General features: G+C 63.8%; 18 protein-coding genes. 8 read left to right on the forward strand and 10 right to left on the reverse strand.

Features of this window, described 5'->3' with window-relative positions:
- The first annotated feature begins 96 nt into the window (after positions 1-96).
- Positions 97-1,239 carry an FAD-dependent monooxygenase gene (locus MF134_RS10535; RefSeq protein WP_255339414.1) on the forward strand — a complete coding sequence of 381 codons (1,143 nt, stop codon included), beginning with the start codon at positions 97-99 and terminating at the stop codon, positions 1,237-1,239.
- A gap of 90 nt (positions 1,240-1,329) precedes the next feature.
- On the opposite strand, the gene MF134_RS10540 is transcribed toward MF134_RS10535, so the two are convergent.
- On the reverse strand, positions 1,330-2,190 hold the full coding sequence (locus tag MF134_RS10540) for an FRG domain-containing protein (RefSeq protein ID WP_255339415.1): 861 nt from the start codon (positions 2,188-2,190) through the stop codon (positions 1,330-1,332).
- On the opposite strand from MF134_RS10540, the gene MF134_RS10545 reads away from it, so the two are divergent.
- From MF134_RS10545 to MF134_RS10570, 6 genes are all read left to right on the forward strand, one after another.
- The gene (locus MF134_RS10545; protein ID WP_255339416.1) at positions 2,174-2,404 is read left to right on the forward strand and encodes a hypothetical protein; all 231 of its coding nucleotides are present in this window, start codon (positions 2,174-2,176) and stop codon (positions 2,402-2,404) included. The two genes, MF134_RS10540 and MF134_RS10545, sit on opposite strands and share 17 nt — an antisense overlap.
- A gap of 286 nt (positions 2,405-2,690) precedes the next feature.
- Positions 2,691-3,527 carry a carboxylating nicotinate-nucleotide diphosphorylase gene (gene nadC / locus MF134_RS10550; protein WP_255339417.1) on the forward strand — a complete coding sequence of 279 codons (837 nt, stop codon included), beginning with the start codon at positions 2,691-2,693 and terminating at the stop codon, positions 3,525-3,527.
- 25 nt (positions 3,528-3,552) lie between these two features.
- Positions 3,553-5,658: a phosphonate metabolism protein/1,5-bisphosphokinase (PRPP-forming) PhnN gene (gene phnN, locus MF134_RS10555; RefSeq protein WP_255339418.1), complete on the forward strand. Its 2,106-nt coding sequence runs from the start codon at positions 3,553-3,555 to the stop codon at positions 5,656-5,658.
- Positions 5,659-5,746: 88 nt separating this feature from the next.
- A complete protein-coding gene (locus MF134_RS10560; protein WP_255339419.1) occupies positions 5,747-6,730 on the forward strand; it encodes a TAXI family TRAP transporter solute-binding subunit in 984 nt (327 codons plus the stop codon).
- A gap of 113 nt (positions 6,731-6,843) precedes the next feature.
- A complete protein-coding gene (locus MF134_RS10565; RefSeq protein WP_255339420.1) occupies positions 6,844-8,769 on the forward strand; it encodes a TRAP transporter permease in 1,926 nt (641 codons plus the stop codon).
- Between the two features lie 241 nt (positions 8,770-9,010).
- Entirely contained in the window at positions 9,011-9,439 is a 429-nt protein-coding gene (locus tag MF134_RS10570; RefSeq protein WP_255339667.1) for a MarR family winged helix-turn-helix transcriptional regulator, read from the forward strand.
- A 97-nt stretch (positions 9,440-9,536) separates the two neighbouring features.
- On the opposite strand, the gene MF134_RS10575 is transcribed toward MF134_RS10570, so the two are convergent.
- The 7 genes from MF134_RS10575 to MF134_RS24010 form a co-directional block, all read right to left on the reverse strand.
- On the reverse strand, positions 9,537-10,601 hold the full coding sequence (locus MF134_RS10575) for an ABC transporter ATP-binding protein (protein ID WP_255339421.1): 1,065 nt from the start codon (positions 10,599-10,601) through the stop codon (positions 9,537-9,539).
- Positions 10,601-11,392 (reverse strand): ABC transporter permease, encoded by a 792-nt coding sequence (locus MF134_RS10580; protein WP_255339422.1) that lies wholly within the window; start codon positions 11,390-11,392, stop codon positions 10,601-10,603. Before MF134_RS10580 ends, MF134_RS10575 begins: the two co-directional genes overlap by 1 nt.
- Positions 11,389-12,252 carry an ABC transporter permease gene (locus MF134_RS10585; protein ID WP_255339423.1) on the reverse strand — a complete coding sequence of 288 codons (864 nt, stop codon included), beginning with the start codon at positions 12,250-12,252 and terminating at the stop codon, positions 11,389-11,391. The genes MF134_RS10580 and MF134_RS10585 overlap by 4 nt, the downstream gene beginning before the upstream one ends.
- Before the next feature lie 95 nt (positions 12,253-12,347).
- Positions 12,348-13,400: an ABC transporter substrate-binding protein gene (locus tag MF134_RS10590; protein ID WP_255339424.1), complete on the reverse strand. Its 1,053-nt coding sequence runs from the start codon at positions 13,398-13,400 to the stop codon at positions 12,348-12,350.
- 32 nt (positions 13,401-13,432) lie between these two features.
- Positions 13,433-14,401 carry a PfkB family carbohydrate kinase gene (locus MF134_RS10595; RefSeq protein WP_255339425.1) on the reverse strand — a complete coding sequence of 323 codons (969 nt, stop codon included), beginning with the start codon at positions 14,399-14,401 and terminating at the stop codon, positions 13,433-13,435.
- A gap of 2 nt (positions 14,402-14,403) precedes the next feature.
- Positions 14,404-15,438, reverse strand: coding sequence for an ADP-ribosylglycohydrolase family protein (locus MF134_RS10600; RefSeq protein WP_255339426.1), 1,035 nt, complete (start codon positions 15,436-15,438; stop codon positions 14,404-14,406).
- Between the two features lie 4 nt (positions 15,439-15,442).
- The gene (locus MF134_RS24010; protein ID WP_255339427.1) at positions 15,443-16,165 is read right to left on the reverse strand and encodes a GntR family transcriptional regulator; all 723 of its coding nucleotides are present in this window, start codon (positions 16,163-16,165) and stop codon (positions 15,443-15,445) included.
- Positions 16,166-16,324: 159 nt separating this feature from the next.
- On the opposite strand from MF134_RS24010, the gene MF134_RS10610 reads away from it, so the two are divergent.
- Positions 16,325-16,456 carry a hypothetical protein gene (locus MF134_RS10610; RefSeq protein ID WP_255339428.1) on the forward strand — a complete coding sequence of 44 codons (132 nt, stop codon included), beginning with the start codon at positions 16,325-16,327 and terminating at the stop codon, positions 16,454-16,456.
- Between the two features lie 131 nt (positions 16,457-16,587).
- On the opposite strand, the gene MF134_RS10615 is transcribed toward MF134_RS10610, so the two are convergent.
- The gene (locus MF134_RS10615) at positions 16,588-17,724 is read right to left on the reverse strand and encodes an aromatic ring-hydroxylating oxygenase subunit alpha (RefSeq protein ID WP_255339429.1); all 1,137 of its coding nucleotides are present in this window, start codon (positions 17,722-17,724) and stop codon (positions 16,588-16,590) included.
- A gap of 166 nt (positions 17,725-17,890) precedes the next feature.
- The gene (speB, locus tag MF134_RS10620) at positions 17,891-18,778 is read right to left on the reverse strand and encodes an agmatinase (RefSeq protein WP_457589977.1); all 888 of its coding nucleotides are present in this window, start codon (positions 18,776-18,778) and stop codon (positions 17,891-17,893) included.
- Between the last annotated feature and the right edge of the window lie 183 nt (positions 18,779-18,961).

Consider the following 18,961-nt stretch of genomic DNA (forward strand, 5'->3'; position numbering starts at 1 on the left):
CCGACCTCCGGGGCCGTGTCTGGTGGACACCGACGGGGTTTACAGTCTCGGGATAATTGTTAGTATACAAATGAATTACAGCGACAGGACAGGGTTATGACTTCCATCGAATCGGTCGACATCGCGGTCATTGGCGCAGGGCTCGGCGGTGCCGCAGCCATGGCGCTCCTCGACCAGGCGGGCTTTTCCGTTCACACCTTCGAGCAGGCGCCGGAGTTCACGCGGCTTGGGGCGGGCATCCATATCGGGCCGAATGTGATGAAGATCTTTCGCGAGATCGGCCTTGAAGACAGACTCGCCGAGATCGGCTCGCATCCGGATTTCTGGTTCTCGCGCGATGGCAACACCGGCGAATATCTGTCGAAAATCCGTCTCGGCGACTTTGCCAAGAAGGAATATGGCGCCCCCTACATCACCATCCATCGCGGCGACATGCATGCCGTGCAGATCGAGGCGCTGCCGCAGGATCGGGTGCATTTCGGCTTCAAGCTCGTCGACATTCTCGAACGCGACAACGACGTGCTTCTCACCTTCGAGAACGGTCAGAAAGTTTCGGCCGGGCTGGTGATCGGTGCCGACGGCATCAATTCCGCAATCCGCGAGAAGCTGCTCGGTCCCGAAAAGCCGCGCTTCTCCGGCTGGATCGGCCATCGCGCGCTGGTCAATGTGGACAAGTTGCGCGCCTCGGGTCTCGAGTTCGAGGCTTGCGTCAAATGGTGGTGGGAAGCGTCCCGCCACATCATGGCCTACAAGACCAAGGGCGACGGCTCAGAATACTACTACGTCACCGGCGTTCCGGTTGATGGCTGGGAACACGACGCCGCCTTCGTGGACTCTTCGCGCGAGGAGATGGAGGCGATCTTCGGCAATTCGCATCCCGAGGTGAACGCCCTGATCGCGGCGACGGAGGAGGTCACGAAGTGGCCCTTCTGGAACCGCGATCCGCTCAACCTTTGGAGCCGCGGCCGCCTTTGCCTTCTGGGGGACGCCTGCCATCCGATGCGCCCGCACATGGCCCAGGGCGCCTGCATGGCGATCGAAGACGCTGCCGTTCTGACGCGCTGTCTCTCCGAAACCGGCACGACGCAGTATGCGGACGCGTTCCGGATGTACGAGGCGGTGCGACGCGAGCGCGCCACCAAGGTCCAGACGATTTCCAACGCCAATACGTGGCTGAAAGAGCCGGAAGATCCGGCCTGGGTCTACGCCTATGATCCGATGACCGTCGCTCTCGGCTGACGGCATCGTTTCGGTCCCGTCTGCGGAGAAACCGTCGTTCCGCAGACGGCGTCCAGATCCGCAATCATGCACATATGCGATCCCGCCCGATCAATCCTGGTTGGGCGGGATTTGCTGTTGTGCGCTCCAGCCCGCATCGTTGGCGCGCAGATGGGCGTTTTCCGGGCTCATATAGTGACGCGCGAGCCAACGGCTGAGCCCGTCCAGCCCCGGAAACAGCACCCGTTCGGTGACGTTTGCCTGGTCGAGCTTGTCGCGGATCTCCCATTTGAGCCGATGGTCGATGACGAGCTTGCGGGCGAGTTGCGGCCGGGCGGCGAGCCAGGCTGCAAGGTCCAGCGTCGCGGTCGAGGTCATCGAAAACACGGCGAACTGGTTCGTGATCCGGTCGTCGAGCGAAGGCGGCTCGAAGAAGCAGACCCATTCCGCACCGTGCCGCTCCGACTTCTGGTCGAGTTCCTGTAGGGAGCTGCTGTATTCCCGCAGGAGCTCCGCGGTCAGGACGTGCGAGCCGTCCCGCGTCAAGAGATCCCTGAGCCCCTCTGGTAAAGACTGGGCGATGCGCCGGTAGTCCGCCATGATGATGGCGCCGTCCCGGTCGTAGAGCGAGACTTGCGCCGTCGCAAAATGGAGCGCGACGTAGGGCGAGTAGGTCCAGTCCAGGAGACGGGTCGGCAGGCCATGATGCTGGCCGAGCGCCAGCCAGTTCCAGTCGTCGTCATGGGGCACCATGCTGCGATGCGCGTATTTGCGGAAATTCCGGAGCACGTGTCTTTCCAGTTCCCAGTAGCGCCCGCCCAGGCGCTTCAGAGAAGGGATGAGATCGTACTCCCCCTGGCCGACGCCGCGGAAGAGGAACGGGGAACGGAAGCGACCGAGATCGCCGTCCCACATGTCACCGAACAGATGCTTCTGTAGCTCCGCCCAACTGCTGATGAAGACGGTCTGCATCGCGGTCCTTTCCATCGAATTCGGACTCGCCGCGGCGACGAGCAGCCGAATGCAGGGTTACGGTCTTCGTCGACCGATTCCAACCTTTGCCTTGCCTTTGACCTCGCTGGTGCCGCCGGTGAGCGGGTTCCGGCGGCAGCCGACGATCCGGTCACATATCGGCCTTGGGCAAATTCAACAGGGCACATCCAAAAAAGAAGCGTATACGCTCTGAAGGTTCCAATCGCATTCTGCAGCTTCAAGTCGTAGATGGTTGAATAATGGGCTTTCCGAGCGGATTTTTCGCACACCAGACAAAAATTTGGTCAAAAAACGCACTTGCCGTTTTCATATGACTGTGAACTAATAGCGTAGTCACTGTAGATCGCGGCGCGTTTGTGTTTTGCGGTGCAACATTTGCGATTGCCTGCCAGGGCAAATCCTTCATTGCTTCGCGACGACTTGAGCTGGCGTCGCGGAACCCTTTGTCTCCTCGAACGAATGTCTCGGAGTCCTGCTGAATGTATGATCGTTTTGTCGCGCGAAAGCTTATCGATCAGTGGCTCATCGAAGACATCGGCTGCTTTGACCTGACCGCTCAGTTGATGGTCGATCCCACGTCGCGCACGACCTTCTACATGAATGCCCGCGAACCGATGACCCTCGCCGGTGTCGAGGTCGCGGCCGAGGTCTTTCGCCACTACGAACCGGAATGCGAGGTCAAGGTGCGCGCCCATGACGGCGATCGGGTGGAAAAGGGCGCGGTGCTGCTCGTCGTCTCTGGTCCCGGCCAGGCGCTGCTGACCGCCGAGCGCACCGCTCTGAACATCGTCCAGCGTCTTTCCGGCATTGCGACGGAAACGGCAAAATACGTCGACGCCATTGCCCACACCAAGGCCCGTCTGCTGGATACGCGCAAGACGACGCCTGGACTTCGCATGCTCGAAAAGCACGCGGCCGTCTGCGGCGGGGCGCTGAACCACCGGCTTGGCCTCGATAGCGGCGTGATGCTCAAGGACAATCACATCTCGGTCTGCGGCAGCATCGCCAAGGCTGTCGAGATGGCCCGCAAGCAACTTCCGGCCCTGACCAAGATCGAAGTCGAGTGCGACCGGATCGAGCAGGTTCGCGAGGCGCTCGACGCCGGCGCCGACGTCATCATGCTCGACAACATGGAAAACGCGGCGATGGCCGAGGCCGTCGAACTTGTCGCGGGCCGGGCATTGCTCGAGGCATCCGGCGGCATCCGCCTCGATACGATCGCCGGCAAGGCCGAAACCGGTGTCGACTTCGTGTCGACCAGCAGGCCGTTCCAATCGGCGCCGGCCGTCGATATCGGGCTCGATGACGCTGCCTGAGCGACAACGAGGCCGGAGTCGCGCGATGCAGACCGGAACCCTCTTTTACGTCGTGGGCCCGAGTGGAGTCGGCAAAGACACGCTGATTTCCGAGGGCATGAAGGCCCTCGGCCCCTCCGGTCGATACGTCCAGGTTCGTCGGATGATCACGCGGCCCGCCGGGATTGGCGAGGACCACCAGCCGGTCAATGATGAAACCTTTGCCGCGATGGTGGAGGACGGCCGTTTCCTCCATCACTGGCAAGCCCACGGGCTTCGCTACGGGTTGCCGATCGGCATTCTCGATGATCTCAAGGCCGGACGGAACGTCATCGCCAATGGCTCGCGTGGCGCGATCCCGGACCTTGCGGGCATCGTCGACCGCTTCGTGATCGTGGAGATCACCGCGCCTCCCGCCATTATCCGCGAGCGGCTCATGGCCCGCGGTCGCGAGAGCGCCGAGGAGATCGAGCAGCGGCTTGCCCGCACCGTCGAGCCGCTGCCGTCGAACCTGGATGTCGTGACGGTGGTCAACGATACCGCTCTCGACGAAGCGGTGACCCGTCACGTCGCAGCGCTCGATCATCATGCGTCGCGGCTCTTCCTCAAACGCGTTCCGATCGCCTCGGCCCGGCGGCGGATGGCTTATCTTCGCGAGGACAACCCGCTGGTCGATGCGGCGGCCCTGGCGGGTGAGGGACGGATCGAGATCACCCATGCCGGCACGGGTGCGGTCCGGGCCGAGCTCGATCTCGTCGAGCCCTGCGACATGCTTCGCCCCGATGAGATCGGCCTGTCGCGTGAAGTCTTCGAGGCCTTGGGCGTCGGAAACGGTTCGCTCGTCTCGGTCGCGCGCACGCCCTCTCCGAGCAGCCGGAAGATCCTGCGGCGCAAGATCGCCGGCGAGAGGCTGCGCGCCGACGATTACGAGACCCTGTTCGGCGATATCGTCGACGGTCGATATCCTGATGGCGAGACGGCCGCCTTTCTTCTCAAGGCGATCCAGTCTCTCGACGACGAGGAAGCGATCGCAGTCGCGAAGGCGCGGTGCCGGTTCGGACCGCGCATCGACTGGGGCTCGCCCAGCGTCGTCGACAAGCATTCGCTCGGTGGTATCCCGGGAAGCCGCATCACCCTCATCGTCGTGCCGATCGTCGCTGCGGCAGGGCTCCTGATGCCGAAGACCTCCTCGCGTGCCATCACCTCGGCATCCGGTACGGCCGACGTGATGGAAGCGCTGTGCAGGATCGATCTGTCCTTTGCGGATGTCGATCGCGTCGTGCGCGAGACAGGCGGGTGCATCGCCTGGAACGGGCGGCTCAATCATTCCGTGCTCGACGATGTGGTCAATGCCATCACGCGACCGCTCGCCCTCGACAGCAACACCTGGTCGGTTGCCTCGATCCTGTCGAAGAAGTGGACTGCCGGATCGACCCATGTGGTCATCGACATGCCCTACGGGCCAAATGCCAAGCTGAAGACGAGGGCCGAGGCCGACGAGTTGGGCCGGATCTTCGAGCGTGTGGGTGCGGGTCTCGGCATGACGGTGCGGGCGTTCGCCACCGATGGCGGCAATGCGATCGGCAACGGAATCGGACCCGCGCTGGAATTGCGCGACGTGATGAAGGTGCTCGATAACGCGCCGGACGCGCCTGCCGATCTCCGAAACAAGGCGCTGTTCTTCGCCAGTCAGATCCTCAGCTTTTCACCCGAGCACGGCAGCCATGCCGAGGCGCGCAGGACGGCCGAGGAGATCCTCGTCTCGGGGCGGGCCAGAGCAAAGCTCGATGAGATCGCCGCCGCGCAGGGTGCTCACAGCCCGATCATGCCGGGACCGTTCACCAGGACTATCGCGGCGCCGCGCGACGGGATGGTCGAGGCGGTCGACGGTTGGCATATCGCGGGCATCGCACGGCGTGCCGGCGCCCCTCACGACAAGTCGGCGGGCGTTGATCTGAAGGTCGGGCCTGGTCACGAGGTCTTCAAAGGCGATCCGCTCTTCATGATCCATTCCGGCAGCGTCGCCAGTCTCGAGCGGGCCGTCGCCGCCGCCACGCCGGAGACCGGCATCACCCTTTCATCAAGCGGCATCAGGCCGTCGCACATTCCCATCGACCCAAGGGAGGCACCGCCAGCCCCGACCGTGACATGACGAGAATCTGCGGCATCGACCCGCCGCAGAGGCCTCCCTCGCAATGCCTCGTCTGCCGTCACTCCACCAACAGGAAGAGTTCATCGACATGCCAAAGTCTATTCTGAAGTCCTCGGCCGTGTTCGCAGGCATCCTTGCGGCCGGCTTCTCGGCGACCAGCGCCAAGGCGGAAAACTATACGCTGTGCGGTGCGAGCCCCGGCGGCCTGTGGGCCCTGCTTGGCGCCGGTGTCGACGCTGCGGTCAAGCAGGAAGAGCCCGACTCGACGGTGACCTATCAGACCTCGAGCGGCGGTTTTGCCAACATCGTCCAGATGGCGCAGGGCAATTGCGACATGTCGATCGTCCATCTGGGCGAGGCGGTGATCGCCTCGAAGGGCGAGACCCCCTTCCAGGAGCCGATGTCGGACTTCGCCGTCGTCGCCGTCCTCTACAACTGGGCGCCGATGCAGTGGCTGATGGACGAGGACTTCGCCGAGGAGCACAGCATCTCCTCCATCGCCGACATGAAGGGCACGCCCGTCAATCTCATCGTCAACAAGAAGGGCATTCTGCCGAGCATCCTCGCCGAGGCCTCGCTGGACAAGCTCGGCATCACCTTCTCGGACATCGAGTCGAATGGCGGGTCGATCCAGTATCAGGGTTCCCAGACCGCCGAGGAACTGATGAAGGACGGGCGCGGCGACATCTGGACCAACGCCATGTTCATCGGCACGGGCTCGATCGGCTCGATCGCCGAAAGCGTCGACCTTCGCCTTCTCTCGGTGCCGGACGACGTCATCGCCTACATGAGCGAGACCTACGGTTCGGTGCCCTACACGATCCCGGCCGGCAGCTATGACTGGCAGGAAGAGGAGATCAAGACATTCGGTGCCCAGGCGGCGCTGATCGTGCCGAAGTCGGATTCGCCGGAAGAGGTCGAGAACCTGACCAAGGCGCTGCTCGACCACATCGCCGAACTGCAGAACGTGCACTCTTCGATGAAGGCGCTGACGCCCGAGGTGATGCAGTCCGCCAAGGGACTTCCCTATCACGAGGGCGCCCTCGCAGCCTACAAGGCGGCCGCTGAATAAGGTTCCGCCGCAACTTTCGGGCGGCGGCGCAGGTTCGCCGTCCGAAGCCGCTACGATCCTTTTCGCGCCACCCGCTCGCCTGGGCGAGCAGGTTTCTCCCGGAGTCGACCGCCATGATGGGGTTCTTCAACAGCCTGTTCAATGTCGGCGGGCGTCGTGACCTTGCGGGTCCGCTGGCGATGGCCGTCAAGGCTTATGCAGCGGCCGTGGGGCTGTGGGTGCTGTGGGAAACGACATTCGCCCGGGTCGACGCTCTGGCCGCAACGGCAGTGTTTCTCTGCCTCATCCTGCCGCCGTCCTTCATCATGGTGCGCGCCGGCCGCTCGGCGAGCGAGAGGACGGTTCCCTGGTACGACTGGATCCTGGTGGCGATCAGTCTGGTGACCGCCGTCTATTTCATCTCCCAGACCGAGGTCATCGCGACCCGCATCAGCCTTTTCCTGCCGCTGACGACGGTCCAGATGGCGGCTGCGCTGGCGATCGTGCTGCTGGCTCTGGAAATCACCCGACGGACCGTCGGTCTGTTCCTGATGCTGATCGTCGTCGCATTCACGGCCTACAACCTCTTCGGTCACCTGATTTCCGGCCCGCTGAGCCACGGCTACATCAGCCTCAATCACTTCCTCGACGTGAATGTCTTTACCGGCGACGGCCTGTTCGGCGTCCCGGTGCGCGTCGCCGCGACCTATGTGTTCCTGTTCGTGATGTTCGGCACGTTTCTGGAGAAGGCCGGCGGTGGCGAGTTCTTCTTCCGCGTTGCCGCGGCGATCGCAGGGCGCTCCCATGGCGGCCCGGCGAAGATCGCCGTCATCTCCTCGGCGCTGTTCGGCACCATGTCCGGCAGCCCGACCTCCGACGTCGTCACCACCGGTTCGATCACCATCCCGATGATGAAGCGGCTCAGCTATTCGCCGCGCCTCGCCTCGGCCGTCGAGGTCGCCGCTTCGACCGGCGGAAGCATTCTGCCACCGGTGATGGGCTCGGCGGCCTTCATCATGGCGGAATATACGGGGATCAGCTACGTCACCATCGTCGTCGCCTCGATCATCCCGGCGATCCTCTACTACGCCTGCATCATGTTGCAGGTGCATCTGCGCTCCGAGCGCCTGGCCCTGACCGCTCTTTCGAGCGAAGAGGTGCCGTCGCTATGGACGACGTTGCGCGAGGGCTGGGTCTACATCGTCCCGCTCGTCGTCCTCGTCATTGCGCTGCTGCAGGGCTATTCGCCGACCAGGGTTGCGGTTTTCGCGACGGTGTCCGTCGTCGTCGCCTCGTGGTTTCGCGCCGGGCACCGGCTCGGTCCGGTCGGCATCTATGACGGGCTTGCGGCGACCACGATCCGCATGCTCGGCGTGACCGGCGCCTGCGCGGCGGCCGGCCTCGTCATCGGCGGCATCACGATGACCGGTCTCGCCATGAAATTCTCCTACATCACCTTCGCTCTTGCCGGCGACAACATGGCGATCGCGCTGCTTCTGAGCGCTGCGGTGACGATCCTTCTCGGTCTCGGCATGCCGACACCCAGCGCTTACGTCCTGGCGGCGGTGCTGATCGGGCCCACGCTCGTCAGCGACTTCCAGATCCCGCTTCTGAACGCGCATCTCTTCCTGATGTATTTCGCGGTGCTGTCCGCCATGACCCCGCCGGTCGCGGTGGCGGCCTATGCCGCGGCGGCGATTTCGGATGCCAATCCGATCGGCATCGCGCTCAGCGCCTGCAAGCTCGCGCTGGCGGCCTTCGTGCTTCCCTTCGCCTTCGTCTATGCGCCGAGCATTCTGGCTCCGGGCTTCGAGATGAACACGATCGTCCAGATCACTACCGTCTGCCTCGGAACGATATTCCTCGCGATCGGGGCCGAAGGTTTCCTGCGCCGCAGTCTCGGGCGAGGCGAGAGGGCGCTGGTCTTCGTTGGCGGACTCATGATGTTCACGCCGAGCTATCTCATTTCGGTCGTCGGCGTCGCCATGGCAGCTCCCGTGGTCTATCTAGTCCTTGCCCGGACGCGAAAGGTCGGTGCGCTCGAAAGCGTCGAGCCATGAAGTCCTGCTTCGAGAGCAGGGGATTCCCTGTCCTTGTCGGCGTTCGGATCGCTTCGCGGGTTCATGGAGGCAAGGCAGCATGAAGGGGCCGCCACCAAACGATCCGAACGGGTCAAGATACGGGCACCCGGGGGAGCCGGAAAGCGAGACTTCCTCAGACAGCGCAGAAGCTCTCGACGAGAAGCAGCCGGACGGGGTGATCTCGCGGGCGGCGGAATCGGGCCGGTCCCTGACGGGCACCATGGATTACGTGTTCACCGAGCAAGTCGGCTATCTGCTGCGCCGTGCCTACCAACGGCATCTGGCGATCTTCCAGAGCAATGCCGCCATCGAGAACCTGACGGCAGTGCAGTTTTCGACGCTCTGCGCACTGGACGATGGCGTTAGCCGATCCCAGGCCGAACTGGTGAAGGCGACGGGAGTCGATCAGGCGACGATCCGGGGAATAGTTGAGCGCCTCAAGGCCCGCGGGCTGATTGCGCTGTCAAAGGATCCGGACGACGGGCGCAAGGTCATTATCACGATCACCAAGGAGGGGCGGGATGCACTCCGGTCTATGACGCCCTGCGCGATCAAGGCGAGCGAGGACACGCTCGGGCCCCTCAATCCGGCCGAGCGCCTCGCGCTTCTCCACACCTTGCGCAAGATCGCGGACATCGGTCAGGGCTGAGGGAGCCGAGCCGATGGGATGTTCGAGGGGCAGGTTCCTCAAAGAGTCCCGCACCCAGAATGTCACGGCCCGAGGTGTTCAGTGAGGGTACCCCCCTTCAAAGCACGATGAGGTCGCTGCGATCCCATTGCATCGCGACCGGAGTTCCGACTTCCAGCTCGCCAGCGTTCCCGCGCATGACGATCGCCTTGTATTCCTGTCCGCCGCTTTCGACCAAGTACGTGCTCTGGCTGCCGGAGAACATCCGGCGCGTGATCGTACCGGCAAGGTGGCTGGAGCTTTGGCTGGAACCGGACTCGGCCAGTGCGGCGGACGGGACGAGCCGAACCCGCTCCGGACGGATGGCCAGTCTGAGGTCGCCATTGGCGGGGCGTGCGTCTGAGGGCAGGTCGATGGCCTCACCGTTTTGGAGGCGCAGACGTGTACCGTCGAAGGTGCCGGCAAAGATGTTTGCGTCTCCGAGGAAGGTTGCCGCGAATTCGCTCTTCGGCCGGTCGTATATCTCTTCCGGCGCACCCTCCTGGACGATCCGGCCGTTGTTCAGAATCCCGATCCGATCGGAGATCGACAACGCCTCGTCCTGGTCGTGGGTGACGAAGATCGTGGTGACGCCGACTTCCCGCTGAATGCGCTTCAGCTCCACCTGCATGTCGGTGCGTAGCGCCTTGTCGAGGGCCGACAGCGGCTCGTCGAGGAGCAGGACGCGCGGTTTCGTGACGATGGCGCGTGCCAGGGCAACCCGCTGGCGCTGTCCGCCGGAAAGCTGGTGCGGCCGCCGATCCGCGAGATGACCGAGCTGGACAAGCTCCAGCGCGTCGGCCACATCCCGCCGAACCGTCTCGCCTTTTTCCCCGCGCACCTGAAGGCCGAAGGCGACATTGCCCGCGACGCTCATATTGGGAAACAGCGCATAGTTCTGGAAGACCATGCCGATCCGCCGCTTGTTCACCGGCACGCTCTCGACCGCTTCGCCGCCGATGTGGATCGAGCCCTCGTCGGGAAACTCGAAGCCGGCGATCATGCGCAGTAGCGTCGTTTTCCCTGAACCGGACGGGCCGAGCAGCGCATAGAAGCCGCCGTCTTCGAACGAGATCGAGACATCGTCGACGGCCTTGTGGGCGCCGAAGGTGAGGGAGACGTTTCGAACTTCGACTCGGGCCATTACTGACTGCCTCCAAAGCGGAAGAATCTCGACACCACGAGCATCAGGCCCATCGAGAACAGGATGATGATCGTCGAGACGGCATTGATTTCGGGGGTGAAGCCCTTTCGGATCGCCGCGTAGATTTCGACCGGCAAGGTCGTCTGACCGGGCGTCGCGAGGAAATACGAAATGACGAACTGGTCGAACGACACGGCGAAGGCGAAGAGAGCGCCGGCGACGATGCCGGGCGCGATGCAGGGCAGGGTGACCTTCCAGGTGGTCTGCCAGCTTGATGCGCCGAGGGAGGCTGCGGCGTCTTCGAGGTCCCGCGAGAATGTCGCAAGGCGCGCCGAGACGACGATGATGACATAGGGCAGGGCGAGCGCGACGTGACCGAGCAGGATCGCGTGAAGGCCTCGCCCGATCCCCGTCCCGAAGAAGAAGATCAGCATCGCGGTTCCCGAGATCAGCCAGGGGATGGCGATCGGCGGGAACAGAAGCGACTGGATCACGCGCTTGCCGGCAAAATCGTAGCGGAACAGGGCCAGAGAGGCCGCCGTGCCGAGAATCGTTGCGATGATCGTCGTCAGGACGGCGATCTTGAGCGAATTGAGGCTCGCCTCGATCAGCGAGTCATTGCCGCTGAGGGCCAGATACCACTCGGTCGTCCCCTCGAACGGCAGTTGGTAGAAGGGCGAGACGTTGAAGGACATCGCCGCCATGATCGCGAGCGGCAGGTAGAGGAAGAGGAGCACGAGGCCGATGTAAAAGCGGCCGAGCCCCGACAGAAAGGCGGGTGTGCGGATCATGCGGTTTTCCTCAGGACCGGCGCCGAGACGAGAAGGATGACCAGCACGACGGCAAGAAGGATGAAGGAGAGAGCGGCACCCAAGGGCCAGTTGTAGACGGCGGTGAACTGATCCTCGATCACCGTGCCGTACAGCGTCCCGCCCCTTCCGCCGAGAATGCGCGGTTCCATGAACGAGCCGACGACCGGAATGAAGATCAGGGCCGATCCAGCCAGAACGCCCGGCAGGGCGAGGGGGGCGACGACGCGGCGGAGCGTAGTCAATCGTGACGCGCCGAGCGAACGAGCGGCCTCTATCAGCGCATCATCGATGGCCTGAAGGCTGAGATAGCAGGTCAGGACCATGTAGGGCAGGTAGGAGTGGACGAGCCCGATAACGACGGCCGGATAGGAGTACATGAGGTCGAAGGTGACCTCGAAGGGCAGAATGGAATTCAGGGCCGTGTCCAGTATTCCGCCCTCGCGCAGAACCATCGACCAGGAAAAGACGCGGACCAGCGAATTGCTCCAGAACGGCAGGATGACGAGCAGGAAGATCGCTTCCCGCGCCCGGCCCTTGAAGATCTTCGCGAGTACATAGGCTGCAGGAAAACCAACGAGGATGCAGATCAGCGTGACGACCAGTCCGAGCCGCAGCGAGCGCAGGAGGAGTGTCACGTAGAGCGGATCGGAGAAGAACGCCGCGTAGTTTTCCAGCGTCAGGGACGAGGATTGCTCGCTCGGCGACATCGAGGTCAGGAGCGAGAAATAGACCATCGCCGACAAGGGCAGGAAGATCGCCAGCGTCAGCCAGGCATAGGCCGGAAGAAGCAGCGGAAATGCCTTCCTGAGCCCGTTTTCTTGCGTCATGGTCGCCGCCATGGTTCTCGTCCCTTGCGGGCGTGGTGTCGAAAGAGCGGTTTGCTTTGATGGGAACGCCCCGGCCACCGGTCTGCCGGCGGCCGGGGCGTCGAGCCTTAGTTCGCGCCGACTTTGAGGCTCTGCCAGAGCTTCAGATATTCTTCGCGCTGCTCATCGGTGATGGGCTCCTGGAACTGGACCCGCTCGGCGATCTCCGGTGTGCCCATGACCGCGCGGTTGAACGCATCCTCCGGCAGGGCCGCCACGGCCCGCCTGCTCGCCGACACCGGCGCGCCGACCGTCTCGTCCCATTCGGTGTAGAACTCGGGCGAGAGCATGTAGTTGATGAACTTGTGCGCACTCTCGACATTGTCGGAGCCTTGCGAAATGGCGAAACTGTCGAGCCAGCCCACCGCGCCTTCCTCGGGAACGGCGAGGGTGACGGGCAGATTGAACTTGGTCTGCGCGCGGCCGGCGGAGCCGGACCAGTAGGTGCCGAGATCGATCTGGTTCGAGGCAATCATCTGATTCCAGTCGTTCTCCGATGACCAGAATGTGCGGATGTTCGGCAGAAGCTCGCTCAGTGAGGACTTGACGGCATCCATGTCCTCGACGTCGTTGATGTTCTGGCCGGTGGCCAGCGCTCCGAGCTGGATCGCCTCGACGGCGTCGTCACGGATGGTCACGCGCCCCTTGTGCTCATCCTTCCACATCTCCTTGATGGACGTCGGCGCCGTCTCGAAGGCCTTGTCGTTGATGGCGATGGTTGTCAGGCCCCAGGTCCAGGGCACGCCATAGGTGTTGCCATCGACGTTGAGCATCGGCGACTGGGCGGTCGACTCGTCGATGTCGCCGTAATTCTCGATCTTCGCGGTGTCGATCGGCTGGACCAGATCCTCGTCGAGCGCCTGCTGCATGAAGGCGGCGTTGATCATCACCACGTCGTAGAGGCCGGGATTGGTCCTCAGCTTCGTCAGCATCTCCTGTTCGGAGTTGAAGAAGTCGTTGACGACCGTATCGCCCGTCATCTTCTCGAACGCTTCGGTCGCAAAGGGCTCGTCGGCGCCATAGCCTTTCCAGTTGAGGACGTGCAGTTCCGCTGCCGTCGCCATTTGCGCTGTCCCGAGAAGTCCGAGCCCTGCAAGAATTGCCGTCGTATGTCTTTTCATCGCATGTTTCCTTTCGATCGGTCGTGGCCGGTTCAGTGACCCATTGTGGTCTTGCCGGTTCTTTGCCGGCCTTGGTCCGCAGCGGACAGGAAGTCGATGATCTCGTCGTGGTGCGGCCCGGATGCGCCGCCGCGCCGCGTGACCTTGATCGCCGAGGCCGCATTGGCGTAGCGCACGGCCTCGGCCGGTCGTGCGCCGCGGGAAAGAGCGCTGACGAAGGCGCCGACATGGGTATCGCCGGCGCCGTTTGTGTCGACGGCCGCAACGGCGAAGCCGGGCACGGTCTCGCGGACCCCGTCGCGCAGGATGAGTTCGGCGCCCTTTTCGCCGTCGCGAAGCACGATGCCCTGGCCGCAAGGCATCGCGTTTTCGAGCAGGGCCGATGTATCCTCGCCCGATCCATCGGCCCGCGTCATGGCCGCGATCTCGCGCCGGTTCGCACTCAGCCACGTTGTGCAGGCCAGGATGCGATCGAGGATTTCTCCGGGAATTTCGGCGATGACCGGCGTCGGGTCGAAAACGACGGAGACGCCGGGCATGAGGTCTTCGACGAGAGAAAGCACGGCGTCACGGCTTCCAGGATAGGAAAGGACATAGCCGCTGACGGCGACGTAATCCCCCGGCGACAGGTGCTCGTTGAGCATGCCGAGATCCGCCATGCGCGCCTCGGCCCCCGGAAAGGAGACGAAAGACCGTTCGGCATCCGGCGTGATGAGGACGACGCAATTGCCGCTGTCGGCCTCTTCAACGGGAGGGAGAAGGACGTCGATCGCTTCGGCCGCGAGAAATGCCCGGAGCCTGTCGCCGTCGGGCCCGGTGCCGAGGGCGCCGCCGCACGCCGTGGCAAGGCCTGTCCGACGGGCGGCCACCATCATGTTGACGGCACCGCCGGGAAGCCGCTCGAAGCTCGTCGCGAGAAGCTCGGCCGCCCGTTCGGGAAGCTGCGGAACCCGATAGACATAGTCCATCACCGCCCCGCCGATATGGACGAGCCGCGCCATTCTCAGAGCCCGCTCGGCGTCTCGACGAGGACGCTGCGCTGCGTCAGCAGACGACGCGCCAGGTCTTCGGTGAATGTCAGGTCGATGCCTTTCAGTTCTTGGACGTGCTCGTCCGGGAGGTTCGCCATCCCGGCCGCAGCACCCGCTATGGCGCCCGCAATGGCGCCGATCGTGTCGGTGTCGCCGCCGAGATTCGCTGCGATGACCGCGGCGCGCCAGGGGTCGCCATTCGCGGCCGCCACCACCGCAAAGGCGGCGGGGATCGATTCCTGCGAGGCAACGGATGTGCCGACGAGTTCGATGATCGCAGTGATCGCGGTGTGCTCGTTGACGCCGGCCACCAGTTCGCGCGCCCAGACGATCCGGGCTGCGATGTCGGGGGCGGCCGTCCATGCACCGACGCTGCGGGCGGCCCGGGCAGCCTCGATCCCGCATTCGGCGGCCTCGTTCCAGCCGCGACCGTCGATCGCCGCGCTGATCGCCGCTGCGACGGCCGAGGCCGAGGCGATGGCGACGCTGGTCGCATGGGTGGCGACGCAGGTGTCCTCGACCTTCGCCACCAGCCGATCCAGCGGAACCACCGGCATCATGATGCCGACCGGTGCGATGCGCATGGCCGCGCCGTTGGTCGTGCCTTCCCGGCCGGCCTCTTCCGGCGCCGTGCCGGCGCGGATCAGGTCGATCGCGCGCTTGGTGGAGGGGCCGAGCAGATCATAGCTGCCACGGGCCTTGACGTCGGCCTCCCAGGCAAGCAGCCGCTCGACCCAGGCCGCATGGTCGAACCGCTCTCCACTCTCCAGAAGCTGCTCCGCGAGCAGCAGTGTCTGTTCGGTGTCGTCGGTGATCATGCCGGCCGGCAGTCCCTTCGACACCGGATGATCGGCGGTCGGAGGCAGGAAGCGAGCCACGTGGCCGTAGTCGTTCCGGATCTCTTGCGGCGAGAGCAATTGCGTCGGCATGCCGAGCGCGTCGCCGAGGGCGCCGCCGACGAGTGCGCCCATGGCACGGTCCAATTGGATGCTGTTCACGTCGGACATGCCTTCAGAACTCTCGATGCAATGCGAAATGGGACGGGTTGAGGAGGCTGGTGATGTGTTCCATCACCTGGCCTTCGCGGGTTCGGATGACCCGGCGGGTGCGCAGGAACATCGTGCCGGGCTCACAGCTCAGGATCGCGGCGTCCTCCGCATTGAGGGCAACGACATCGATCCATTCCTCGCCATGGTCGGGAAAGAGGCCCGCCTCTCTGAGCGTCGCGTGCAGCGAGCCGTCGCGCAGGCCGCGCACGGGCAGATTCTCGATCTCCGGGATCATCGGAATGCGTGAATGCTCAATCGAGATGGCATGGCCGTCGTCGGCATTGGTCCGAGCGCGGTCGAGCGCGATGAACTCCGCACTTTCCAAGCCCAGTGTCTCGGCAAGCGACGGGTCCGAGATGATCTCCAGTCGAAGCGTGCGTGTAACGGCGTTCGCACCGGCTTTCTCCAAGGCCTCGGTCCATCCCGCCTCGTCGGCGACGACGTTGCCGTCGAACGTCACGAAGGAGCCGATGCCGACGCTGGTTGTGATCAGGCCGCGCCGCGACAGTTCGCTGAGACCCTTGCGGATTGTCGATCGGCTCACGGCGAAGCGGCGCACGAGCTCGTTCTCGCTCTGAAGCTGGGCGCCATGGGCCAGCCGCCCCGAGCGGATCTCGTCCTCAAGGATCTGGGCGATCTTTTCCGGTTTGCCGGAGGCGATCGAGGCGGAAGCGAGCCGTCGCACTTCTGTTTGAACCTGTCTAAAATACCTGTATGAACCTGTATAAAATCCTCACGCCGTCCGCTTGTCAATCTCGACCATGCCGAATTTCAACGAGAGGGGCGGCCGGTTATCGCTCTTGCAACGAGGTCCTGCTGGTCCCGTCAGTGAGGAGGACGCGGCATGTATGAGGAAATGCTGGAAGCCGGCGGTAAGTCGGTTCGGCTCCTCGGCCACGTGCCGGTGCAAAAGCCTCATACCAATCCGGCTGAGGCTGGATTGCGCTTGCTCTCAAACGTCCTTGAGACAGGCTGAGCATTGACGCTGTTGCGCCGAGACCTGAACCCGGTCTCTCAGGCCCGACGTGCTCGGTCCCTCAAGGCTGCGCCATATGGGTCTTGCCAGAAAGCGGCGGGAGCACTGGAAATTCTCCCGCCTCGTCAGCGCTAACCGTTCACGCAACGAGAGATGTATTGGGCGAAGTCGAAGTTCGGCCGTTCCAGGTGGGAGAGGGGGCCGGCTTCGGCAAGGCCGCCGAGGAGACCGCGATAGACCCGCTCGGTGCAGCCACGATCCTCGTCATTGACCCTTTCGAGCATCGCCTTGACGGTTTCGAGCTGGGCCGGCGCCTTCGGGTCGGCCATGTAGGGTGCCGACATGCCGCCGCCCCAGATGATGCGCACCTTGCCCGGGCCTTCGGGATGGAGGCTCAGATACCAGAAATAGCCAGGGGTGATCGAGATCATCAACGAAGGATAGATCGCGAAGAGCCACGTGGTCCGGCGCTCGTCGCCCTTGAGCCGCGTGTCGTCCGGATGGGCGAGCGACAGGGGCACGGCATCATTGCGCAGGATGGTGTGCCAGTTGAAGGCTTCCTTGCCTTCCGGAAGAACCATCTCGTTGATGTCCGTCGAGCCGCCGATCGTCGCGCGATGGCAGATCGGCAGATGATAGCTCTCCATGAAGTTCTCGGCGAGAACCTTCCAGTTCGTGTCCCAGACATGGTTCTCGCGGAAGGTTTCCGAATAGCTGGCAAGATCGAGATGCTCGATCATGGCGGCCGCCTCGGCGAGCTTTTCAGACGGCGGCGGCGTATCGGGGCTCAGCGTGACCATGATGAAGCCAAGCCATTCCTCGCAGCGCACCTCGGGCAGTTTGACGTCCGCCTTGCAGAAGCTCTCATTGCGGGTCATGGCCGGCGCGCCGCGCAGCGAGCCGTCAAGATTGTAGGTCCAGGCGTGGTAGGGGCAGACGATCGCCTTCGTGTTGCCGCGCCCTTCCAGCAGCACCGACATGCGGTGCCGGCAGACATTCGACATCGCCCGCAACTGGCCGTCACGATCGCGCAGCACGATGATCGGCTCGTCCGCGATCTCCATGGTCAGGTAGTCGCCCGGGTTCTTCAGCGCGTCGACCCGACCGGCGCAGACCCACTCCTTCGAGAAGATGTGCTCCAGTTCGAGCTTCAGGAACTCCTCGGAGGTATAGACCGAGCGCGGCATTGCGTGAGCGCGCTCGAAAGGAACAGACACATTGGCGGCGAGTTCGTCTGCGGGCATCTGAACAGGCGTGTGGATGTTCATGTCGAGCACCTTCGCTGGATATGTCTATGCATAACGATGCACCCATATGCCGTATGGCGCAATGGGTGTTTTGAGGTATGAGACCGCGCCTCCGCCGCTGCAAGATCGCACTTCACTGCGACAACCTCCCCATGGATAACGACGGCCCTCGGCCCTGCTGCCGCCCCTAGTCAGCCTTCTTCGCCGCCATGCCTTCCGCCATGACGCACAGCAGCTCGAACATCATCGTCGCGCCGGTCAGCGCGGTGATCCCGCTCGGGTCGAGCGGCGGTGACACCTCGACGACGTCCGCACCGACGATGTTCACGCCGGAGAGCATGCGCACCAGGCTCTGGGCCTCGAAACTCGTGATGCCGCCGATCTCGGGAGTGCCGGTACCCGGTGCATAGGCCGGGTCGATCACGTCGATGTCGAACGAGACATAGGTCTCGTCCGCGCCGACCAGGGCCTTCGCCTCGGCCATCACGTCGGCGAGGCCGCGCTTGCGCAACTCCTCGATGAAGACAAGGCGAATGCCGACATCGCGCGCCCAGTCGTAGTTCGTCCCATGCGAGATCGCACCGCGCAGGCCGATCTGGATCATGCGCTCCGGATCGAGCAGACCCTCCTCGACGGCGCGGCGGAAGGGCGTGCCGTGATTGTATTTCGTGCCGAAGATCTCGTCATAGGTATCGGTGTGCGCGTCGAAATGGATGAGCGCGCGGGGGCTGCCTTTGTGGAGGCCCCGCAGGACCGGAAGCGTGATCAGATGATCGCCGCCCGCCGTCAGCGGCACGGCGCCGGCATCGCGGATCTGTTCGAAAAACCCCGTGATGGCGGCAAGGCTCTCCTCCTTGTCGACGGGATTGACCGGTGAATCGCCGCAATCGGCCACGCGCAACAGGTCGAAGGGCGAGGTGAGGCTCACATGATGGACGCGGCGGCAAAGGCTCGACTGGTTCCGGATCTCGCGGGGCCCGTGGCGCGGCCCCGTGCGATTGGTGGTGCCGCCGTCGAAGGGGACGCCAACGAGTGCGATATCCACCCCGCCGGGGGAGGCTGCCGGAAGCCGCATGAAGGTCGAGGCGCCCGCAAAGCGGGGAATGGCGCCGGCATCAAGCGGCTGGAAATGCGAGAGATCGGACAAGCGTTTCAAACCTTCTTTGATGGGAGATTGGTGTGCCAGGGAGAGACGGGAGCGTCGCTGCGCCGCGACAGCGTCCACCCCGTTCGGCATTGCAACGCGATCCGGCTTGCA

It is taken from the genome of Jiella marina, assembly GCF_024359545.1.
Classification (GTDB): Bacteria; Pseudomonadota; Alphaproteobacteria; order Rhizobiales; family Rhizobiaceae; genus Jiella.

Excerpts from the sequence above, each read along its gene's own strand:
- MF134_RS10580 (WP_255339422.1), bottom strand. The coding sequence starts at position 11,392 with ATGATCCGCACACCCGCCTTTCTGTCGGGGCTCGGCCGCTTTTACATC.
- MF134_RS10570 (WP_255339667.1), top strand. The coding sequence starts at position 9,011 with ATGGATTACGTGTTCACCGAGCAAGTCGGCTATCTGCTGCGCCGTGCC.
- MF134_RS10575 (WP_255339421.1), bottom strand. The coding sequence starts at position 10,601 with ATGGCCCGAGTCGAAGTTCGAAACGTCTCCCTCACCTTCGGCGCCCAC.
- MF134_RS10590 (WP_255339424.1), bottom strand. The coding sequence starts at position 13,400 with ATGAAAAGACATACGACGGCAATTCTTGCAGGGCTCGGACTTCTCGGG.
- speB (WP_457589977.1), bottom strand. The coding sequence starts at position 18,778 with ATGCGGCTTCCGGCAGCCTCCCCCGGCGGGGTGGATATCGCACTCGTT.
- phnN (WP_255339418.1), top strand. The coding sequence starts at position 3,553 with ATGCAGACCGGAACCCTCTTTTACGTCGTGGGCCCGAGTGGAGTCGGC.
- nadC (WP_255339417.1), top strand. The coding sequence starts at position 2,691 with ATGTATGATCGTTTTGTCGCGCGAAAGCTTATCGATCAGTGGCTCATC.
- MF134_RS10565 (WP_255339420.1), top strand. The coding sequence starts at position 6,844 with ATGATGGGGTTCTTCAACAGCCTGTTCAATGTCGGCGGGCGTCGTGAC.
- MF134_RS10615 (WP_255339429.1), bottom strand. The coding sequence starts at position 17,724 with ATGAACATCCACACGCCTGTTCAGATGCCCGCAGACGAACTCGCCGCC.
- MF134_RS10610 (WP_255339428.1), top strand. The coding sequence starts at position 16,325 with ATGTATGAGGAAATGCTGGAAGCCGGCGGTAAGTCGGTTCGGCTCCTC.
- MF134_RS10600 (WP_255339426.1), bottom strand. The coding sequence starts at position 15,438 with ATGTCCGACGTGAACAGCATCCAATTGGACCGTGCCATGGGCGCACTC.
- MF134_RS10585 (WP_255339423.1), bottom strand. The coding sequence starts at position 12,252 with ATGGCGGCGACCATGACGCAAGAAAACGGGCTCAGGAAGGCATTTCCG.
- MF134_RS10560 (WP_255339419.1), top strand. The coding sequence starts at position 5,747 with ATGCCAAAGTCTATTCTGAAGTCCTCGGCCGTGTTCGCAGGCATCCTT.
- MF134_RS10540 (WP_255339415.1), bottom strand. The coding sequence starts at position 2,190 with ATGCAGACCGTCTTCATCAGCAGTTGGGCGGAGCTACAGAAGCATCTG.
- MF134_RS10545 (WP_255339416.1), top strand. The coding sequence starts at position 2,174 with ATGAAGACGGTCTGCATCGCGGTCCTTTCCATCGAATTCGGACTCGCC.
- MF134_RS10595 (WP_255339425.1), bottom strand. The coding sequence starts at position 14,401 with ATGGCGCGGCTCGTCCATATCGGCGGGGCGGTGATGGACTATGTCTAT.
- MF134_RS10535 (WP_255339414.1), top strand. The coding sequence starts at position 97 with ATGACTTCCATCGAATCGGTCGACATCGCGGTCATTGGCGCAGGGCTC.